We start from the raw sequence: 19,678 nt of genomic DNA on the forward strand, positions 1-19,678 counted from the left end.
CTGCGGCACAAGCGAGCAAGCAACGAGGCGGGCCGTCGGGGAAGGAAGGGATGCCCCTTCGGTTCCCCCGTTCGGGCTGCCCTCTCGGTCATCAAGGTCGAGTCGCCGGTACGGCCCAAATCCTGTGCGCGGCAGGGGAGGTCGCCGGAGGATTTCCTCCCGTATCTCATGGTCGAGGGGGGAGTGGCATGCCGTCGTACCTGTCCCCGGGCGTCTACGTCGAAGAGGTGGAGTCCGGGTCGAGGCCCATCGAGGGGGTCGGGACCGCGGTTGCCGCGTTCATCGGGTTCGCTCGCAAGGGTCCACTGCACGAGCCGACGCCGATCAGCAACTGGACGCAGTTCAAGAGCGTGTTCGGCGACTTCGCCGAGGGAGCGTATCTCCCCGGCGCCGTCTACGGCTTCTTCGCGAACGGCGGCGGCATCTGCTACGTCGTCCGTATCGGCGCACCGGACTCCGCCGCCCAGGACGAGCCCGCCGAGCTGACCGGCGGGGAGCCGGCGCGCCTGGGGCCGTACGTGGTGCGGGCGCTGCCGCAGGCCACGGGGCAGATCACGGTGGAGGTCACGGAGCCGGAGGGCGAGGACCCGCCGCAGGACACGTTCGGGCTGGTCGTCCGGCGGGACGGCGAGGTCGTGGAGACGTACCCGAAGCTGACCACCAAGCGCAGCAAGGACAACGCGGCGACGCAAGTACGCTCCCGCTCGCAGTACATCGCGCTGGCCGAGAGCCAGCAGGGGCCCGCGCCGCAGCGCCCGCAGGCGCAGCAGGTGGCGGTGCCTGCGGCCGCGCCGGAGCCGCTGGAGGTGTCGGCGTCGTCGTACACCGGCGACCCGGAGCAGCGGACGGGCGTGGCGGGCCTGGAAGCGGTCGAGGAGGTCACCATGGTGGCCGCCCCGGATCTGATGAGCGCCTACCAGTCCGGCCGGATCGACGCCGAGCAGCTGATCTCGGTGCAGCAGGCGATCGTCACGCACTGCGAGCTGATGGGCGACCGGGTGGCGATCCTGGATCCGCCGCCCGCGATGACCCCGCAGCAGGTGAAGGTGTGGCGGGAGCGGACGGCTGCGTTCGACTCGAAGTACGCGGCGCTCTACTACCCCTGGATCAAGGTGTTCGACCCGTCCGTGGGCCGGGACGGCTTCGTGCCGCCGAGCGGCCACATCGCGGGGGTGTGGGCGCGCAGCGACGAGACGCGCGGGGTGCACAAGGCCCCGGCGAACGAGGTCGTACGCGGCGCCGTCGCGCTCCAGACGCAGGTTACGAAGGGCGAGCACGACCTGCTGAACCCGGCGGGCGTCAACTGCGTGCGGGTCTTCCCGGGGCGCGGCATCCGGGTGTGGGGCGCGCGCACGCTGTCGTCGGACCCGTCGTGGCGCTACCTGAACGTGCGCCGGCTCTTCAACTACCTGGAGGAGTCGATCCTGGGCGGCACCCAGTGGGCGGTCTTCGAGCCGAACGACGACGCGCTGTGGGCCAAGATCCGCCGCACGATCTCCGCCTTCCTGGTCAACGAGTGGCGCAAGGGCGCCCTGTTCGGCCTCACGCCGGACGAGGCCTTCTACGTCAAGTGCGACGCGGAGACCAACCCGCCGGAGGCGATCGACGTGGGACAGGTCGTGTGCGAGGTGGGGGTGGCCCCGGTGAAGCCGGCGGAGTTCGTCGTCTTCCGGCTCGCGCAGATGTCGGCCGGCTCCGGCGCCGTCGACGAGTAGGACGTGCAGACCCCCAAGTCCCGTAGCCGGAAGGCGACCACAGGAGGCAGGACATGCCGCTGCCCGAACTCGACAGCTCTGTCGGGCACTCGTTCGGATTGGAGTTCGACAGCGTCCTCATCAAGCGGATCACCGAGGTCAGTGGTCTGAAGATGGAGCAGGACGTCATCGAGCTGAAGCAGAACACCGCGGACGGCAAGTACGCGATCAAGAAGCTGCCGGGCCGCCCCAAGGCGGGTGAGGTCACGGTCACTCGCGGTCTCACCGAGGACAACAGTTTCGAGAAGTGGATCAAGGACTCGCGGTTCGGGAGGATGGCCAACGCCCGGCGCAACGGGTCGATCATCGTCTACGACTACGAGGGCCTGCCGATCAAGCGGTACAAGCTGATCAACGCCTGGCCCAAGTCCCTGGAGATCAGCACCCTCAAGGCGGGCGACACCTCGGTACTCACCGAGAAGCTGTCGATCACCTACGAGAGCGTGGAACTCGACTGATGCGCCGGATCACGGCCGCGGCCGCGGCTCCCCGCGGCGCGGAGGGCGGGGCCGCCGGAACGCCGGACAGCGGCCAGGGCGGCGAGCTGCGCACGGAGTTCGCCTTCGAGCTGCCGCGCGGCTACGTCGACGAGTCGGGCAAGGTGCACCGCTCGGGCGTGATGCGGCTGGCGACGGCACGCGACGAGCTGGTGCCGCTGCGCGACGACCGGGTGCGGGAGAACTCGGCGTATCTGTCGGTGGTACTGATCTCCCGGGTGGTCGTACGGATCGGGACGGTCGAGGACGTGCACCCGGGCGTCATCGAGGACCTCTTCGCGTCCGACCTGGCCTTCCTCCAGGACTTCTACCGACGGATCAACTCCGAGGGCCACACGCGCGCCCGCGTCACCTGCCCGGCGTGCCGGGAGGACTTCGCGGTGGAGCTGTCCGGCGGCGGTGGTCGCCTGGGGGAATCGTGACGTACGCGGCCGACCGTATCCACGAGGAAGTCGCGTACCTCGCCTACCACTTGCACTGGCCGCTCGACCAGATCCTCGATCTGGAGCACGCCGACCGGCTCCGGTACGTCAGGCACGCGGCACAGCTCAGCGGCTGAGCCGGGCACAGCCGCTGAGCGGGAAGGGAGGGACACGGGGTGGGACTGCTGTCATGGCTCGGCGGCGGAAGCCGCCACCGACCGAACGCAGGGCTCGCGGCCGCCGCGGACCCTGCGGCCGGCGGGAGGCGCGGCGGGGAGGCGTGGCGCGACCTGCCGCCGATCCAGCGCACCGCGGACGACCTCGGCCTGATCACCGAGCCCGGCGGCTTCCGCGCGTCCCTCGACACCTGGCAGGACGTCTCGCTGTCCCGCCCGCTGGGCCACCTGGTGAGCCCCGAGGCGCCGTCCGGGATGCTGTACGACGTCGCGTCCGCGTCCCCCGAACCGCCGCCCGCTGCGGCCCCGGAGGCGGCGGAGCAGGGCACGCGCACCTGGGCGCCGCCGACTTCGGGCCGTACGGGCACGCACCCGGCGGTGGCGCTGCAACGCGTCCTGGACGGCGGTCCGTTGACGTCCCTCCCGGCACCCCGCGAGGTGGCCGGGGGCGCCGCCGCCGAACCCGTCGCCGTACGGCCGCTCACCCCGCCGGACACCGTGCCCGCAGGGGACGAGCTCTCCTCCGTACGGGAGCCGGAGCCGGTACGGGAGTTGCCCGTGCCGCCGCTCGTACCGCCCTCCGGTGCCGAGCCCCCGGCCCCGCCCGCGGTCCAGCGCTCGGCCCACCCCGAGGCCCCGCCTCTGCCGCGGCCCGCCACCCCGCCCGTGCAGCGGACGACGGAGCAGCCCGCGGTCCGGCCCCCCCAGCACCTCGGCATCGGCGAGCCCCTCCCGGGGCTGCCGCCGACCGCGCGCGGGCCTGCCGCCCGCTCCACGCCCGCGCCCGCACGGCCCGAGCCCGAGGCCCCGCAGGCCCCGGAAGCGCACGACGCCCCGGCCCCGGCGGACTCCCCGGCGGAAGGCCCGCTGCTCGGCGACAACCCCCTGCTCCCCCCGGGGGACAACGCCGCCGAACCGGGCGCCGCCCCCGACCCGGACGCGGCGCCCGGCACCGCGCAAGCCCTCCGCGACCCCCTGGCCCTGGTCGGGGTGCAGCGCCTCCCCGCGGACCTGCCGCACCCTCCGCCGCCGCATGCGTCCGGGCCCGAGCGCATGACGGGGCTGGTCGGCGAGCGCCCCGTCCCGCTCTTCGCGCGCACCGGCAGCCCGGAAACCACCACGACGCCCGCGCCCGACCCGGAGCAGCCGGTGGTCGCGCGCTGGGCCACCGAGGCACCGGACGAGCCGGCACGCCGCACCGCCGCCCCCGCGACCCCCTACGTCCAGCGCTCCACCGGCACCGCACCCGTTGGCCCGAACCCGCCGCCCCCACCGCACCCCGAGCGTCGCCGCGCTGCCGCCAACCGCCCCTGGACGGACGCCGGTTCGGTCGCGATCGCGGCGGGCGTAGCCCAGCGCACGGCGGACGGCTCCGTGGTGTTCACCGCGCCGTCCCCCACCGCCCTCGCCGTCCAGCGCGCGCCCGACCCCGCCCCCGTCACGACGGATCCCGAGTTCGCCCCCTCCCCCGTATCCGACGGGTCCGACGCGGCCGACTCCGCGAGCGCCGCCCCCGACCCGGGCGGGCCCGCGGCCACGACCACCAGCAAGCCCGCCGACCCCGCACAGAAGCCCGACGCGGAGGGCGCCGCCCAGCACGTCGACGACGCCCTCGTCCGCGCCCTCTTCCCGCGGCTGAGCCGCTTGCTCAAGGACGAGCTGCGGCGCGACCGCGAACGCGTCGGCTTCCTCATCAACACCCGTCACTGAATCACCCGCCACTGACAAGGCCCTACCGGCAACAGAAGGAGTGATGTCATGTCGGTCACCGATGACCCCGCGGTCAGCGTCTGCTTCGTCGTGACCGTCGACGGCATCGAGCTCGGCTCGTTCAACACCTGCGACGGGCTCGGCTGCGAGGTGGTTCTGGAGACGCGGGAGGAGGGCGGCAACAACAGCCTGTCGTGGCAGCTGCCCACCCGGTTGCGCTACTCCAACGTCAAGCTCTCCCGGCCGCTGACGCGCGACACCGAGAAGGTCGCGAAGTGGTTCGCGAGCATGACGACGGGCATCAAGCGCCGCACCGCACACATCGAGGCGCGCACCGCCGACGGCCACGTCGTGGCGCAGTGGGGCCTGCTCGAAGTGGTGCCGGTGCGGTGGAGCGGGCCGTCGTTCAGCCCGGAGTCGCCGAAGGTCGCGGTGGAGACGATCGAGATCGCCCACCACGGCTACGTGATGGGGAGCTGACGCGATGAGCAGTCCTGTGGCGTTCAGCGCGACGGGCGCGAGCACCGCGGCGGGGGCGGCGGGCGGTGCGCGCCCCAAGCTGGAGCACGCCTACCTGGAGATGCGCACCCCGCCGCCGGGCGGCAGCCTGACGCCGGGCCCGGCGTGCGGGCGGATCGACTTCCAGTTCAACCCCAAGGAGCTGAGCCTGACCAAGGCGGCGACCTGGAACCGTACGCCCGCCAAGGGCGCCAAGAGCGCGGGCCCGCCCGAGTACCAGGGGCCGCAGCCCAGCAAGCTGACGGTCGAGATGTTCCTGGACGCCAGCGACACGCACGACACCAGCGTCGTGAAGACGGTCGAGCAGCTCTTCTCGTGCTGCGTGCCGACCGGGCAGACGCGGCAGCAGAAGCGCGCGTCGCCGCCGTGGGTGGTCTTCCACTGGGGCGGCCTCACCGGCTTCCCCGGCTACGTCAGCCAGGTGCAGGCGAACTACACGCTCTTCACGACCTCCGGGGTGCCGATCCGGGCGGTCTGCCAGGTCACGATGGAGGAGATCAGCGGTGACACCCCTGGCCAGAACCCGACGTCGGGCGCGCTGCACCCGCACCGCGTGCACAAGGTGAGCAGCGGCGACACCCTCGCGGTGCTCGCGTGGCGCGAGTACGGGGACCCGGCGGCCTGGCGGGTGATCGCCGAGGCCAACGGCATCGACGACCCGATCCGGCTCGCGCACGGGCGGGAGCTGCTGCTGCCCGCGGTCGAGGAGATCGACCGGCTGCGCCAGGCGGGGCGCGCAAGTTATGGCAACGGCAGCGGCGGGGCGTGACCCGTGGTCGGCCAGAGCGTCGCGAAGACGCTGGTGATGGAGTTCGGCGGCCGGCCGCTGCCCGCGGGGCTCGGCGACACGCTCGTCGAGGCGTCCGTGGACGGCAGCCGCACCCTGCCCGGAACGTTCCTGCTGCGCTTCCGCGACCCGGGTCGCGTGCTGCTCGCGAAGGCGGGCATCGCGGTCGGCACGCAGGTGCGGCTGCGGGCGGCGGCGGGCGGGCCGCCGACCACGAAGCCGCTGCTGACGGGCGCGGTCACGGCCCTGGAGCTGGAGATCGACGACGGCGGCACCTTCACAGTGGTGCGCGGCACGGACGACTCCTACCGGCTCTTCCGCGGCCGCCGGGTCGCGGGCTACCAGAACATGACGCTGTCCGACATCTGCACGCAGGTCGCCCAGCGGGCGGGGCTGCGGCCGGGCTCGATCGACGTGGCGGGGCCGGTGCTGGAGCACGTCGTGCAGCCGAACGTCACCGACTGGGCGTTCCTGCGCTCCCTCGCCGAGCAGGCGGGCGCGCAGGTCTACGTCGAGGACGGGAAGCTCAACGTGACGGCGCCGCCCGGCGCGGGCGGGGCGCCCGCGGTGACCGCGCGGGCCACGCGCGACCCGCTGGTGCTGGAGATGGGCGACAACCTGCTGCGCTGCCGGGCGTCGGTGTCGGCGGCCGAGCAGGTCACCGAGGTCGAGGTGCGCGGCTGGGACGTGCAGACCAAGCAGCCGCTGGTGGGCCACGCGGATGCCGGGACGTCCGGCACGCTGCGGCTCGGCGTGACGGCCGCGGACGTCACCCGCCCCTTCGGCCCGGCGAGCCTGCTGGTCAGCGACACCGCCTACGGCGACCAGGCGCACGTCGACCAGGCCGCGAAGGCGCTGGCGGCGCGCGTGGCCGGGTCGTTCGCAGAACTGGACGCGGTGGTCCGCGGCAACCCGGAGATCCGCGCGGGCAGCACGGTGACGCTCGCCGGGGTCGGCGCCCCCTTCGAGGGCGGCTACACGGTGACGTCGGTCCGGCACGTCTTCGATCCGCTCAGCGGCTACGAGACGTGGATCGGCGTGACCGGCGGGCAGGACCGTTCGCTCTACGGCCTGTCGGGCGAGCCGGGCGGCGGGCCCGCGGCGGACGGCCGCTGCTTCGGGCTGGTCAATGCGACCGTCACGGACACCCAGGACCCGCAGGGCCTGGGCCGGGTCAAGGTGCGCTTCCCGTGGCTGTCGGACGACTACACCAGCGACTGGGCGCGCTGCGGCCAGGCCGGCGGCACGGGCGGCGGCGAGGCGTTCATCCCCGAGGTCGGCGAGGAGGTCCTGGCCGGCTTCGAGCAGGGCCGGCTCGAAGCGCCGTACGTGCTGTGCGGGCTTTTCAACGGCAAGGACAAGCCCGCGGCGGCGCAGGGCGGCAGCGGGCACGCCGTCGACCCGACGAGCGGCGCGGTCAACCGGCGGGCGCTGGCCTCCCGCGAGGGCAACAAGCTCGAACTGCTGGACACCGCCGGCGGCCCGCAGGGCGTCCGGCTGGTGACCGGCGACGGCAAGACGCATCTGACGCTCGACCGGCAGCAGACCGCGATCACCGTGCACAGCGACGGCTCGGTCGCGATCGAGGCGGGCTCGCAGGTCTCGGTGAAGGCGGCCGACGGTGTCGAACTCGACGCCGGGAAGGGCCGGTTGCGGCTCGCCGGGGACGTGGTCGAGGTCGCCGCGCGCTCGGGCCTGGTGCTCCAGGCGGGGTCGGGCGCAATGTCGCTCACCACCGAGGCGGCCGTCTCGGTGCAGGGTCGGCAGGTGACGGTGGACGGCACCGAGCGCACCGACATCCGCAGCAACGGCTCGCTGTCGGTGACCGCACCGATGGTCCGTATCAACTGACGTCACAGGGGTGAGGAGCGGATGGCAGCAGCGGCCCGGATGGGCGACGCGACCGGGCACGGCGGGGTGATCAGCGGCCCCGGCGTGGCCTCCGTGCTGATCGGCGGCCGGGCCGCCGCGGTCGTCGGCACCCCGCACACGTGCGGGACGCCGCTGCACGCGCCGTCCGCGATACAGGGGCCGGGCAGCACGTCCGTGCTCATCGGCGGGCGGCGCGCCGCCCGGGTCGGCGACACCGCCGGATGCGGCTCGCCCGTCGTCGCGGGCTGCCCGACCGTGCTGATCGGAGGCTGAGCCATGGGGCAGGAGTTCATCGGCGCGGGCTGGGCCTTCCCGCCGCACACCGACGCGACCGGCGGCATCGCGCTGGTCCGCGACGACCGGGAGATCGCCGAGTCGATCCGGCTGATCCTGTCCACCTCGCCGGGCGAGCGCCCGATGCGGCCCGAGTTCGGCTGCGCGCTCGGCGACTACGTCTTCGCGCCGGCCGACGCGGGCACCGCGGGCCAACTCGCCTACGAGGTACGGCTCGCGCTCGACCGTTGGGAACCGCGCATCGACGTCGCCGAGGTGGCGGTGCGTTTCGACGAGGCCGACAAGGGCGTGCTCTACCTGGAGGTCGGCTACTGCGTGCGCGGCGCGAACGACCCGCGCAACCTCGTCTTCCCGTTCTACGTGATCCCGCAGCACCAGGAGGGCGAATGACACTGCCGGCCCCGAACCTGGACGACCGCACCTTCCAGCAACTGGTCGACCAGGCCAAGCAGCTGGTGCAGCAGCGCTGCCCGGAATGGAGCGACCACAACGTCTCCGACCCGGGGGTGACGCTCATCGAGGCCTTCGCCACGATGGTCGACCAGCTCATCTACCGGCTCAACAGGGTGCCGGAGAAGAACTACCTGGCCTTCCTCGACCTCATCGGGGTGCGGCTCTTCCCGCCGACCGCGGCCCGCACGGACGTGACGCTCTGGCTGTCGGCGCCGCAGCCTGACACGGTGCGCGTCCCGGCGGGCACCCAGGTCGCGACCGTGCGCACCGAGACCCAGGAGGCGGTGGTCTTCAGCACCGCCCGCGACCTCGCGGTCGTGCCGTGCGAGCGGGCATACCTGGCGACGGGCACGGCGGGCGGCTCGATCACCGACCGCACAGCCGAGCTGCGCCTCGGCCGGGACGTGCCGTGCTTCGGCGCCACCCCGCAGCCCGGCGACTGCCTGTACGTCGGGCTGTCGGCGGCGGTGCCCGGCTGCGCGGTCGTGCTGCGGCTGGACTGCCAGGTGCACGGTGTGGGCGTCGACCCGACCGACCCGCCGCTGCGCTGGGAGGCGCTGTGCGGGGACGAGTGGCTGCCGTGCGAGGTGGACAAGGACGACACGGGCGGCTTCAACAAGGCCGGCGAGGTCGTCCTGCACGTCCCCGAGGGCCACGCGGCCGCGGTGCGTGCGGGCGTCACCGCGGGCTGGGTGCGCTGCCGGCTGGTCCCGGCGGGGCAGGGCCGGCCGACGTACGTGGCGCCGCCGACCGTACGGCAGGCGAGCGCGTTCACGATCGGCGGGACGGTGGAGGCGCTGCACGCCGAGAGCGTCGCCGCCGAGGTGCTGGGGGCGGCCGAGGGGCTGCCCGGGCAGACCTTTTACGTCGCCCGGCCACCCGTGGAGCCGACCGGGGCGCCCTTCGTCGTCGAGGTCGCCGAGGGCGACGGGTGGGCGCGCTGGCAGCAGGTCGACGACTTCGCGCACTCCACCTGGTCCGACCGGCACTTCACCCTCGACCCCGGCTCCGGGCGCGTCGACTTCGGCCCGGCGGTGCACCAACCGGACGGAACGGTAAGGCTGTTCGGCGCAGTGCCGCCGAAGGACGCGACGGTGCGGGTGCGCGGCTACCGTACCGGCGGCGGGCGGCGCGGCAACGTCTCGCGCGGGTCGCTGCGGATCATGCGCAGCTCCGTGCCCTTCGTGGCGCGGGTCGAGAACCGCCGGGCGGCGGTCGGCGGGGTCGACGGCGAGACCGTCGCCAACGCCCGGGTGCGCGGCCCGCTCACCCTGCGCACCCTGCACCGCGCGGTCGTCGCCGAGGACTACGAGCGGCTCGCCCGCGAGGTCGCGCCGGGAGTCGCCCGGGTGCGCTGCCTGTCCGCGGCCGCCTCCGGGGAGGACCCGGAAGAGGCGGCGGGCGGGGTGCGGCTGCTGGTCGTCCCGGCGGGGCGCGGCGACGCGCAGGGCCGCATCGACTTCCCCGAACTGGAGCCGCCCACCGACATGCTCTCCTCGATCGCCTCCTACTTGCACGACCGCTGCCCGATCGGCACCCGGCTCAACGTCGAACCGCCCTTCTACCAGGGCATGACGGTCGCCGCGCGGGTGCAGGCGGTGCCGGGCACGCCCACCGGGCCGCTGCGGGACGCCGCGCTCGCCGCGCTCTACCACCACTTCAGCCCGCTCACCGGCGGCACCGACGACCAGGGCTGGCCCTTCGGGCGGCCCGTCCACGCCGGCGAGGTCTTCGCGGTCCTCCAGCGCGTGCCGGGCGTCGAACTCGTCGAGGACGTCAAGCTCTTCCCCGCCGACCCGTACACCGGCGAGCGCACCGACCCCGTCGACCGGCTCGAACTCGCCCCGAACTCGCTGGTGTTCAGCTACAGCCACGACGTCCAGGTGCAGGTGAGATGACATGCGCTCGGCCATCCCCGGGCTGCCCAGCCCGCACCCGCTCATCGACCGGCTCCCGGCGGTCTACCAGGAGCAGGACTTCCTGCACCGCTTCCTCGCCGCGCTGGACGAGGTGGTCGCGCCCGACCTGCTCGTCCTGGACAACCTCGACGCTCATCTGAGCACCGGCACCGCGCCCGCCGACTTCCTCGCGTGGCTGGGCCAGTGGGCGGCCGTCCAGCAGGACCAGGAGCGGCCCGAGGCGCTGCGCCGCGAGGTCATCGCCGCGGCCGTCGGCCAGCACCGCATCCGCGGCACCCGGCGCGGGCTGGTCCAGGCGGTCCGCCGGGCGACCGGCACGGAACCGGAGATCCGGGAGAACGGCGGCACCGCGTGGTCCCCGCGGCCCGGCACCGCCCTGCCGGGCACGCCCGGCGCCCGGGTGACGGTACGGCTGCTGGTCGCCGACCCCGCGCAGATCGACCGGGCGGCGCTGGACACCCTCGTCGCGTCGGAGGTGCCCGCGCACGTCACGTACCGGATCGAGATCCTCCCCCTCGACTCCGCCGGGGGGTCGTCATGATCTGCCCCACCTGCCGCCACGACAACCCCCCGGGCACCCGCTTCTGCGCCGCCTGCCAGGCCTTCCTGGCATGGGACCCGGCCCCCGAATCCGCTGCGGACCCGCCGCCCGACCCGGACGCCCACCACCGGCCCCCGCCGCAGGGGTACGGCCCCCCGCCCGCGGCGCTGCCGGAGCCCGCACCCCCACCGCAACCGCCCGCGCAGGGGTTCGGGCCGCCGCCGCAGCGGTACGAGCCCGTGCCGCCGCCGTTGCCGCCGCCCGATCCGCGGAGCGGGCCCGTCGTGCCGGACGCGGCCGCGGCCCGGCGGCCCGGCGAGCGGATGGACCGGCCGCAGCCGGTGACGGGCTTCTTCGACGTCGGCACGGAGCAGCCCGCCGCCGAGTCGGCGCGGCCGCCGGACCGGCCCTGCCCGCGCTGCCGGGCCGCCAACCCGGCGGACCGGCACTTGTGCGGGCGGTGCGGCGCGGTGCTCGACCCGGTCGCCCCGGCCCCGACGGCGCCCGCGCCCGTACCCGAGGCGCGGCCGCCGTGGTGGCGGCGGCTGCGGCGCCCGGAGCGTACCGTCGCCGCGGGGTACCGCCCGCACACCCGCACCCGGCGCAGGCTGCGCCCGCGTGTGGTGTGGCCGGCGGTGGTCGTGGTGCTCGCCCTCGTGGGCTGGCTGGTCCGGGTCCAGCTCTCCGACCTGGTCTCGAACATCCAGGACCGGTCGGCGAAGCCGGCGCCGCTGCACCCGAACACCGCGACCGCGTCCACCGCGGAACCCGCGCACCCGGCGGACATGGCCTTCGACGGCTACGCGAACCGCTACTGGGCGCCGGCCGCCCCGGGCGCGGGCGCCGGCCAGTACGTGGAGGCCGGGTTCCCGCACGCCGTGCGCCTGGTGACGATCCTGATCACCCCGGGCTGCTCGGCGGACGACGGCACCTTCCTCATGCAGGCCCGCCCGTCGAAGATCACCCTCACCTTCTACGACACCGCGGGCCGCCCGACCACGCACACGGTCACGCTGCACGACCAGGCGGGCCCGCAGACCTTCGAGGTCCACGCCTCGGACGTCACCAAGGTCCGCCTCACCACCGACGCCAGTTACGGCGCGACCGGCCGCCACCGGCTGGCCATTGCGGAAGTGGAGTTCTTCGGGCGCCAGTGACCGATTCCGTCAATCCATGACCTGCGGCCGTCGAGCCGGGAACGGCGACCGGTGATCGTTTTCCGGGTCGGCCACGGAAAAACGATCACCGGCGAACGGTCCGTCAGATCAGCCCCTGACGCATCGCGTAAGCGACCGCCTGCGAACGCGTCCGCAAATTCAGCCGGGTCATCACCGAGTGCAGAATGTTCTTGATCGTGCGGTCGGAATATGCGAGTTTCAGGGCGATATCCGCAGTGCTGCACCCCTCGGCCACGAGCCGCAGCACTTCGATCTCCCGTTCGTTGAGCCGGCTGAGATTCAGCCCGTGCGCATTCGTCCGCTCGCCCTGGAAGCGGCCGACCTGTACCAGCAGCCCGCCCAGCAGGTCCGCGGGAACGTACCCCTCGCCGCGGGCGACCGCGCCGATGACCTCCACGAGCTTCGCGGGCGAGGCCTCGGAGCGGCGGATCACCCCGATGAAGCCGCACTCCGCCGCCTTGAGCAGCTGATTCTCGTCGATGAGGGTCACCACGAGCACCCCGCGCGGGCTCCCCGCCCGGTGGATCTGCCGCAGCATACCGAGCACCTCGTCGTCCACGGCGTCGACGACCGCCACGACGACGGACGCCGCCTCGGGATCTCGGTCGAGCAGGCGGACTTCAGGCCGCAGCCGCAATTGGCTCGCCACCCCGGCCTGCGAGATCGGATCCCACGTCCGAAGATCGACGGCGATCCGATCAACACTCATTTCCTTCACGGTCCCTCCCCCTTTCGTGCACAATTCTCAGTCTCCTGACGTGCACTGCCGGCATCTGGAGTTCCCGTTCTGTCATCCCGATATTCCCTGACGCGACGAAGGATGACTCAAAGCGAACCCATTCCTGCCCGAAAGACTTCCTGCACGGCCACTCCGGAGGGAAAACTTCCGCGCCTACGGTGGCGCGTATGAGTATTTCGGCGAGCTTCGACGAGGGTGCCGTCGCCGTGGAACCTGGCGATGACGTGGCGCTGCTGGTACAGGTGGCCAATTCCGGTACCACCGTCGAGGAGCTGCACCTCGAACCCGTCGGCCCCTGCGCCGCGTGGACCACGGTGGAGCCCGAGCGGCTGTCGCTCTACCCGGGTGCCTCGGGCAGCGCGCAGGTGCACGTCCGCCCGCCGCGCGCGCCCGGCACCGCCCCCGGCGCCACGACGCTGGGCCTGCGGCTGGTGCCCACGAGCGACGCGAACCTGCCGGTCGTCGCCGAACGGCCGCTGGAGGTCATGCTGTTCACCGACCTCTCCGCCGAACTGGTGCCGCGCACCTCGCAGAGCGCGTGGCGCGGCCGGCACGAGGCCGCGGTCGACAACCGGGGCAACACCCCGCTGACCATCGCGCTGGCAGCCCAGGGCATGGGCGAGCGCGTGAGGTTCGTGCTGGACCCCGCCGAACTGACCATCCCCTGCGGCGAGACGAAGCTCGCCCGTCTCAGCGCCCGTCCGGTACGCCGGATCTGGCGCGGCGCGCCCGCGACGCACTCCTTCCAGGTCCTGGTCACGCCGGAGCCCGCGCCGGACGGCAGCGCCCGCCCACCCGCCGTCCTCGACGGCACCTACGAGCAGCAGGCCGTCCTGCCGCGCTGGCTGCCGCGCGCGATCATCACCACGGTGCTCCTCGCGGGCGTCCTCGTCGGTCTCTGGTACGGGCTGCTGCGTCCGACCGTACGGTCCGCGGCGCGCGACGCCATCACGCCCGAGTCGATCGCCAGCGCCGCGTCCGCCACCCCGGGGACGACCGCCGTAGGCACCACGACCGGCACCTCCGCGGGCTCCACCGCCGGTGCCACGGCGGGTACGGGCACCACCGCGGGCACCGGCACGACCGCCCCGGCGGCGACCGGGGGCGGCACCTCCGCGGGCACCGGCAGCACGGCGGGCAGCGCGGGCAGCGCGGGCGGCGCCAACCCGGCGAGCGGCACGAACGCCGCGGCCGGAGTGCCGACCAGCGCCCGCATCAGCGCCAAGGACTCGGTCGGCGGGGGCACCAAGTCGGCCTCCTACACCGTCGCGAGCGGCAAAAGCTTCAACGTCACGGACATCCTGGTGCAGAACCCGCAGGGCGACGCGGGCACCCTCGTGGTCGCCACCGCGGACGGGCAGATCCTCAGTCTGGCGTTGGAGGACTTCCGCTCCTCCGACTACCACTTCGTCACGCCGATCGTGATCCCGGCGGGCGGCAGGGCCACGCTGACGGTCGGCTGCCGCGAGGTCGGCCGCCCGGTCAAGGCGCCCGTCCCCTCGCAGTGCACGGAGTCCCTCTTCCTCGGCGGCACCCTCCAGAGCCCCAGGCGCTGACCGGGCGCGCACGACCCGCAAGGCCCACGAGAACCGCACCACCCGCATCACCCGCATCACCCCTCGTACGACACCCTCCGGGAGGAGCCGGCATGCGAGCGCACGACCACGGCCCTGAGCACGACCACGAGCAGGACGGCGCCCAGCGGCAGAACGCGGACGCCGACGCGCAGCAGGCGGCCCTGCCCCATCTGCTCAGGGCGGCGGCCGCGGGCCGCACGGACGTGGTCGGCACCGCCGGCATGGGCGTGCTCCAGCGGCTCGTCGGCAACAGCGGGGTGGGCGCGGTGCTCCAGCGCGAGCGCCGGCACGAGGACGAGGACCACGCGGAGGCGCCCGAGCCCGCACCGCGGTCGTCCGTGCACGACGTCGTCGGCGGTGGGGGCGGCGAGCCCCTGGACGCAGGGACGCGTACGGACATGGAGTCCCGGCTCGGCGCGGACTTCGGCGACGTCCGCCTGCACACCGGTTCCGGCGCGCACGCCTCCGCGACCGAGGTCGGCGCCCGCGCTTACACCGTCGGCAACAACATCGTCTTCCAGCGCGACGCCTACGACACCGCGTCCGACGCCGGCCGCACCACGCTCGCCCACGAGCTGACGCACGTCATGCAGCAGCGGCAGGGCCCGGTCGACGGCACCGAGGCCGCCGGCGGCATCCGCGTGAGCAACCCCTCCGACCGCTTCGAGCAGGAGGCGTCGGCCAACGCCGAGCGCGTCATGGCCGCGCCCTCCCCCGCCGCCCGGCCGGCGGAACCCGCGCCCCCGGCGGCCGTCCCGGCGGGAGCGGCCGTCCAGCGCGAGGAGGACGACGCGGCGGCGGCCGTCCAGCGGGCGCCGGAGCAGGAAAAGGGCGACAAGGAGGACGAGGAAGAAGCGCCGCCCGAAAGCTGACGCCTCTTCCCCCGCCGTCCGCGCCCCCTCCCCGGAGAGCCCGGCCCCTTCCGCGGCTCAGCCCTTGACGCAGACGACCTGCTTGAGCTTGGCCACCACCTCGACCAGGCCGCGCTGCTGGTCGATGACCTTCTCGATCGGCTTGTACGCGCCCGGGTCTCGTCGACGACCCCGGAGTCCCTGCGGCACTCCACCCCGCGCGTCTACGTCCTGCAGCAGGCCCATCATCAGCGCGCGGTTGCGCTTGGCGTACTCCTGCGCCCAGAACAGGTCGTTGCGGTACGCCGCCATCCGCGGGGTGTCCGCGACGAACACGGCGAGCTCGCAGTCGACCAGGCCCTTGTTGTGCGGCAGGGCCTGGGCCACGCCGGCCTTTCGTGTGCACCTGGGGTGGTTGGCTGCCGCACGGGCCTCGTGGTGCGGGGCGGGCGTCGGGCCGCACGTCTTGCGGCACCACTACGCCAGCCTGCTCATCAAGCACGGCGAGTCCGTGAAGACCGTCTCCGAGCGCCTCGGCCACACCAACGCGGCGATGACGCTGAACATCTGCACCCCCCCACCGCTCGGCTGCAAAGCCGCAGGTCAGACGTCGATTTTCGAGCGGTCGAGCGTCGTGGCAGAGTTGGTGATGAACTCCTTGCGGGGGGCCACCTCGTTGCCCATCAGAAGGTCGAAGGCCTGTTCTGCCGCTTCGATGTCGCTGATGTTGATCCGGCGGAGGGTGCGGTGGCGGGGGTCCATCGTCGTCTCTGCCAGCTGGTTGGCGTCCATCTCGCCGAGGCCCTTGTAGCGCTGGATGCCGTCCTTGTAGCGGACGTTGCGGCGCTGGAGGTCCAGGAGGGTCTGGCGCAGTTCGCTGTCGGAGTAGGTGTAGATGTACTTGTCCTGGCCCTTCTTGGGCTGGACGAGTTCGATGCGGTGCAGCGGGGGGACCGCGGAGAAGACCCGGCCCTCCTCGACCATCGGGCGCATGTAGCGCTGGAAGAGGGTCAGCAGCAGGCAGCGGATGTGGGCGCCGTCGACGTCGGCGTCGGCCAGGAAGATCACCTTGCCGTAGCGCGCCTGGTCGATGTCGAAGGTGCGCCCGGAGCCGGCTCCTATGACCTGGATGATCGCGCCGCACTCGGCGTTCTTGAGCATGTCGGAGACCGACGACTTCTGGGTGTTGAGGATCTTCCCGCGGATCGGCAGCAGGGCCTGGAACTCCGAACTGCGGGCCAGTTTGGCGGTGCCGAGCGCCGAGTCGCCCTCCACGATGAACAGTTCGCTGCGCTCGACGTCGTCGCTGCGGCAGTCGGCGAGCTTGGCCGGCAGCGAGGAGGTCTCCAGCGCCGTCTTCCTGCGCTGCGCCTCCTTGTGCTGGCGGGCCGCGATACGGGTCCTGGCGGCGGCGACGGCCTTCTCCAGCACCGCGCGTGCCTGGACCTTGGCGTCCCGCTTGGTGGAGGTCAGGAACTCCTTCAGCTCCTTGGCGACCACGGTGGCCACGATCCGGTTGGCGGCCGAGGTGCCGAGCACCTCCTTGGTCTGCCCCTCGAACTGCGGCTCGGCGAGCCGTACGGTGACGACGGCCGTCAGGCCCTCCATGGCGTCGTCCTTGACGATGTCGTCCTCGGCGACCCGCAGCAGCTTCGCCGCACGCAGCGCTTCGTTCATCGTCCTGGTCACGGAGCGCTCGAAGCCCGTCACATGGGTGCCGCCCTTGGGCGTGGCGATGATGTTGACGAACGAGCGGGCGGTGGTGTCGTATCCGGTGCCCCAGCGCAGGGCGATGTCGACGCCCAGTTCTCGGGTGACCTCGGTCGGCGTCATGTGGCCGCGGTCGTCCAGGACCGGCACGGTCTCCTTGAAGGTGCCGCTTCCGGTGAGGCGCAGGACGTCGCAGATCGGCTTGTCCGGTGCCAGGAACTCGCAGAACTCGCTGATGCCGCCGTCGAAGTGGAATGTCTCCTCGACCGGCTTGTCCGACTCGATGCCGCGCTCGTCGCGCACCACGATGGTCAGGCCGGGGACGAGGAACGCGGTCTGCCGGGCGCGCTGGTGCAGGGTCTCCAGCGAGAGCTTGGCGTCCTTGAGGAAGATCTGCCGGTCCGCCCAGTACCGCACGCGGGTGCCGGTACGGGTGCGAGGGACCTTCTTGGCCTTCTTGACGCCGCTGGCGGGGTCGAAGGCGGCGTCGGGACCCGCGCCGCTGAACGAGCCGGGCACCCCGCGCCGGAAGCTGATGGCGTGGGTGTGGCCGCTCCTGTCGACCTCCACGTCGAGGCGGGCCGACAGCGCGTTGACCACCGACGCGCCGACGCCGTGCAGACCGCCGGAGGCGGCGTACGAGCCACCGCCGAACTTGCCGCCTGCATGCAGCTTGGTCATGACGACCTCGACGCCGGACAGTCCGGTCTTGGGCTCGACGTCCACCGGGATGCCCCGGCCGTTGTCCCGGACCTCGATGGAGGCGTCCTCGCCGAGGATCACCTCGATGTAGTCGCAGTGGCCGCCCAGCGCCTCGTCCACCGAGTTGTCGATGATCTCCCAGACGCAGTGCATGAGGCCGCGGCTGTCCGTCGAGCCGATGTACATGCCGGGCCGTTTGCGAACCGCTTCGAGCCCCTCGAGAACGAGCAGGTGCCGCGCAGTGTAGTTGGAGCCGTCGCGATCGGCGCCCGTCAGCAGCGCGGAGGACGGCACGGATGTTTCGGCGGTCACGCGGACAACTCCTCGATCTGGATGGCCTGAAGGTCTTCAGCCGTATCGGTGAGAGGGTACCGAGGTCAGCGGCGGCGGCCACGCCGCCACCCGGTATTCGGGCCTCCATCCTAGTCTCGTTCGAGCATGTGTTCGATCACCCGCGCGAGTGATACACATGTCACGTTCCCAAAGAGGCATGAACCATTTAGGCTCCGGGCACGTCCTCACCAACACCCCGGCAAGCCGGTCGGGGCCAGATGTGGACAAGCACACCAAAAGCCCCACAAGCAACATCTGACGAAAAAACTCCTATTCGCCGCCAATCGGTCACACCCAGTCATCCCGAGGCCCGTTTTCGAGGAAAAGTCGTCAGCGGGAACGTTTTCGGCCTGGTTGGATGTTGACCCTGGTACGACAGCTCGTCGAGCTAGAGAAGAGGCGACGTGACTACTGTTCTGACCCCCGCGAGTCCGCTGACAGCGGCAGACCGCTGCGACCGCTGCGGCGCTCAGGCCTACCTGCGTGTCGTGCTCATCAGTGGCGGAGAGCTGCTTTTCTGCGCGCACCACGGCCGCAAGTTCGAGCCGGAACTCAAGAAGATCGCTGCAGAAATACAGGACGAGACCGGACGGCTTACCGACCCCCCGGCGTCGGCGGGAGATGACGAGCGCTGACACGTCGCACCAGCGACAGCTCGGACCTGCGGGCGGACGGACCCCATGAGGGGGTGTCCGCCCGCAGGCTTTCCCGTCACATGTGCTGGGACACCAGCGCGGACACCGCGGAGACGCGCGTGTACACCCCGGGGAAGGCTGCTTCCGCGCAGCCTGTCCCCCAGGAGACCAGGCCGATGAGCTTGCCCTCCGCGACCAGCGGACCGCCGCTGTCGCCCTGGCAGGCGTCCTTGCCCCCGCCTGAAACCCCCGCGCACACCATGGATGCGCGCATATACGTACCGTCGGCGTTGCCCGGGTAAGCCTTCTCGCACACCGTGTCCGCCAGGACGTCGACCGTGGCCGACCGCAGCGACACCGGATAGGCCCCCGTGCCCGTCGTGTCCCCCCAGCCGTAGACCTGCGCGTGGGTCCCCGCCGTATAGAGCGCGGTGTCCGCGGGTCCGGCCATCGGGATGACGGCTCCGCCGGGCAGTGCCTGCGACAGCGTGATCACGGCGACGTCGCCGGCGTTGGTGGCGGCGTCGAAGTCCGGGTTGACCCACACGTCGGCCGGCGGCAGCTCCTGTCCCGCCGACCCGCTGAGATCCGTACGCCCGGAGATGACCCGCAGATCGGGGACCTTCCGCCAGTCGGTGACGCCGAGCGCCTCCTGGCCGAAGCAATGTGCCGCGGTGACGACCGTACGCGGCCCGACCGCCACACCGCCGCAGAACTGCCCGGATCTGGCCGAGCCGAATCGCTGCCGGCTGGTGAGCGCCACCACCCACGGCTCGCTGCCGGTGGTGGTCGGTGCGCCCCCGACCACGACTCCGTTGGCGGCGGCCGGGGCCGCGGGCGCCGCCAGGGGGACGGCGAGCGCCGGCAGCAGGGCCGCCACGGCTATCACTGCACGGCGGCCGCCCACGGCGCGGCGACGCGGGCGGGTGCGGATGGGGACATGCATGCGGCCTCCTGACCCTGTGAATTCCTCTGGATACCCAGAGTCATCGATAGGGCCGGAGGCCGC

General features: G+C 72.7%; 19 protein-coding genes and 2 pseudogenes. 17 read left to right on the forward strand and 4 right to left on the reverse strand.

Annotated elements, in window-relative coordinates:
- The first annotated feature begins 188 nt into the window (after positions 1-188).
- The 13 genes from NFU81_RS10595 to NFU81_RS10655 are packed head-to-tail and all read left to right on the forward strand — an operon-like array spanning position 189 to position 12,101.
- Positions 189-1,715 (forward strand): phage tail sheath family protein, encoded by a 1,527-nt coding sequence (locus NFU81_RS10595; RefSeq protein WP_251487970.1) that lies wholly within the window; start codon positions 189-191, stop codon positions 1,713-1,715.
- A 53-nt stretch (positions 1,716-1,768) separates the two neighbouring features.
- Positions 1,769-2,212: a phage tail protein gene (locus NFU81_RS10600; RefSeq protein WP_251487971.1), complete on the forward strand. Its 444-nt coding sequence runs from the start codon at positions 1,769-1,771 to the stop codon at positions 2,210-2,212.
- On the forward strand, positions 2,212-2,673 hold the full coding sequence (locus tag NFU81_RS10605; RefSeq protein ID WP_251487974.1) for a hypothetical protein: 462 nt from the start codon (positions 2,212-2,214) through the stop codon (positions 2,671-2,673). The genes NFU81_RS10600 and NFU81_RS10605 overlap by 1 nt, the downstream gene beginning before the upstream one ends.
- The gene (locus tag NFU81_RS10610) at positions 2,670-2,810 is read left to right on the forward strand and encodes a DUF6760 family protein (protein WP_199923532.1); all 141 of its coding nucleotides are present in this window, start codon (positions 2,670-2,672) and stop codon (positions 2,808-2,810) included. The genes NFU81_RS10605 and NFU81_RS10610 overlap by 4 nt, the downstream gene beginning before the upstream one ends.
- Before the next feature lie 39 nt (positions 2,811-2,849).
- A complete protein-coding gene (locus NFU81_RS10615) occupies positions 2,850-4,559 on the forward strand; it encodes a hypothetical protein (protein ID WP_251487976.1) in 1,710 nt (569 codons plus the stop codon).
- 48 nt (positions 4,560-4,607) lie between these two features.
- A complete protein-coding gene (locus tag NFU81_RS10620) occupies positions 4,608-5,039 on the forward strand; it encodes a phage tail protein (RefSeq protein WP_031525793.1) in 432 nt (143 codons plus the stop codon).
- A gap of 4 nt (positions 5,040-5,043) precedes the next feature.
- Entirely contained in the window at positions 5,044-5,847 is an 804-nt protein-coding gene (locus NFU81_RS10625) for a LysM peptidoglycan-binding domain-containing protein (RefSeq protein WP_251487979.1), read from the forward strand.
- 3 nt (positions 5,848-5,850) lie between these two features.
- On the forward strand, positions 5,851-7,716 hold the full coding sequence (locus NFU81_RS10630; RefSeq protein ID WP_251487981.1) for a VgrG-related protein: 1,866 nt from the start codon (positions 5,851-5,853) through the stop codon (positions 7,714-7,716).
- 21 nt (positions 7,717-7,737) lie between these two features.
- Entirely contained in the window at positions 7,738-8,010 is a 273-nt protein-coding gene (locus NFU81_RS10635; protein ID WP_251487985.1) for a PAAR domain-containing protein, read from the forward strand.
- 3 nt (positions 8,011-8,013) lie between these two features.
- Entirely contained in the window at positions 8,014-8,421 is a 408-nt protein-coding gene (locus NFU81_RS10640; protein ID WP_251487989.1) for a GPW/gp25 family protein, read from the forward strand.
- Positions 8,418-10,382 carry a putative baseplate assembly protein gene (locus NFU81_RS10645; protein WP_251487992.1) on the forward strand — a complete coding sequence of 655 codons (1,965 nt, stop codon included), beginning with the start codon at positions 8,418-8,420 and terminating at the stop codon, positions 10,380-10,382. Before NFU81_RS10640 ends, NFU81_RS10645 begins: the two co-directional genes overlap by 4 nt.
- 1 nt (position 10,383) lies before the next feature.
- A complete protein-coding gene (locus NFU81_RS10650) occupies positions 10,384-10,944 on the forward strand; it encodes a phage tail protein (RefSeq protein ID WP_251487995.1) in 561 nt (186 codons plus the stop codon).
- Entirely contained in the window at positions 10,941-12,101 is a 1,161-nt protein-coding gene (locus NFU81_RS10655; RefSeq protein WP_251487998.1) for a zinc ribbon domain-containing protein, read from the forward strand. Before NFU81_RS10650 ends, NFU81_RS10655 begins: the two co-directional genes overlap by 4 nt.
- 103 nt (positions 12,102-12,204) lie before the next feature.
- On the opposite strand, the gene NFU81_RS10660 is transcribed toward NFU81_RS10655, so the two are convergent.
- Positions 12,205-12,831 carry a helix-turn-helix transcriptional regulator gene (locus NFU81_RS10660; protein WP_251488164.1) on the reverse strand — a complete coding sequence of 209 codons (627 nt, stop codon included), beginning with the start codon at positions 12,829-12,831 and terminating at the stop codon, positions 12,205-12,207.
- 197 nt (positions 12,832-13,028) lie between these two features.
- On the opposite strand from NFU81_RS10660, the gene NFU81_RS10665 reads away from it, so the two are divergent.
- On the forward strand, positions 13,029-14,417 hold the full coding sequence (locus tag NFU81_RS10665; RefSeq protein ID WP_251488001.1) for a COG1470 family protein: 1,389 nt from the start codon (positions 13,029-13,031) through the stop codon (positions 14,415-14,417).
- A gap of 92 nt (positions 14,418-14,509) precedes the next feature.
- The gene (locus NFU81_RS10670) at positions 14,510-15,310 is read left to right on the forward strand and encodes an eCIS core domain-containing protein (protein ID WP_251488004.1); all 801 of its coding nucleotides are present in this window, start codon (positions 14,510-14,512) and stop codon (positions 15,308-15,310) included.
- A gap of 57 nt (positions 15,311-15,367) precedes the next feature.
- Here the strand turns inward: NFU81_RS10670 and NFU81_RS10675 are convergent.
- A pseudogene (locus tag NFU81_RS10675) lies at positions 15,368-15,679 on the reverse strand (RtcB family protein); the annotation flags it as partial.
- A 58-nt stretch (positions 15,680-15,737) separates the two neighbouring features.
- On the opposite strand from NFU81_RS10675, the pseudogene NFU81_RS10680 reads away from it, so the two are divergent.
- Positions 15,738-15,863 (forward strand): annotated as a pseudogene (locus NFU81_RS10680) (tyrosine-type recombinase/integrase); the annotation flags it as partial.
- A 29-nt stretch (positions 15,864-15,892) separates the two neighbouring features.
- Here the strand turns inward: NFU81_RS10680 and NFU81_RS10685 are convergent.
- Positions 15,893-18,013, reverse strand: coding sequence for a DNA gyrase/topoisomerase IV subunit B (locus NFU81_RS10685; protein WP_251488007.1), 2,121 nt, complete (start codon positions 18,011-18,013; stop codon positions 15,893-15,895).
- Between the two features lie 425 nt (positions 18,014-18,438).
- Here NFU81_RS10685 and NFU81_RS10690 point away from each other — a divergent pair, with 425 nt between their 5' ends.
- A complete protein-coding gene (locus NFU81_RS10690) occupies positions 18,439-18,669 on the forward strand; it encodes a DUF7455 domain-containing protein (RefSeq protein ID WP_033173880.1) in 231 nt (76 codons plus the stop codon).
- A 76-nt stretch (positions 18,670-18,745) separates the two neighbouring features.
- Here NFU81_RS10690 and NFU81_RS10695 read toward each other — a convergent pair whose 3' ends face one another.
- On the reverse strand, positions 18,746-19,615 hold the full coding sequence (locus NFU81_RS10695) for a S1 family serine peptidase (RefSeq protein ID WP_251488010.1): 870 nt from the start codon (positions 19,613-19,615) through the stop codon (positions 18,746-18,748).
- Positions 19,616-19,678: the final 63 nt, after the last annotated feature.

The organism is Actinacidiphila cocklensis (assembly GCF_907177275.1).
In the GTDB taxonomy this organism is placed as follows: domain Bacteria; phylum Actinomycetota; class Actinomycetes; order Streptomycetales; family Streptomycetaceae; genus Actinacidiphila; species Actinacidiphila cocklensis.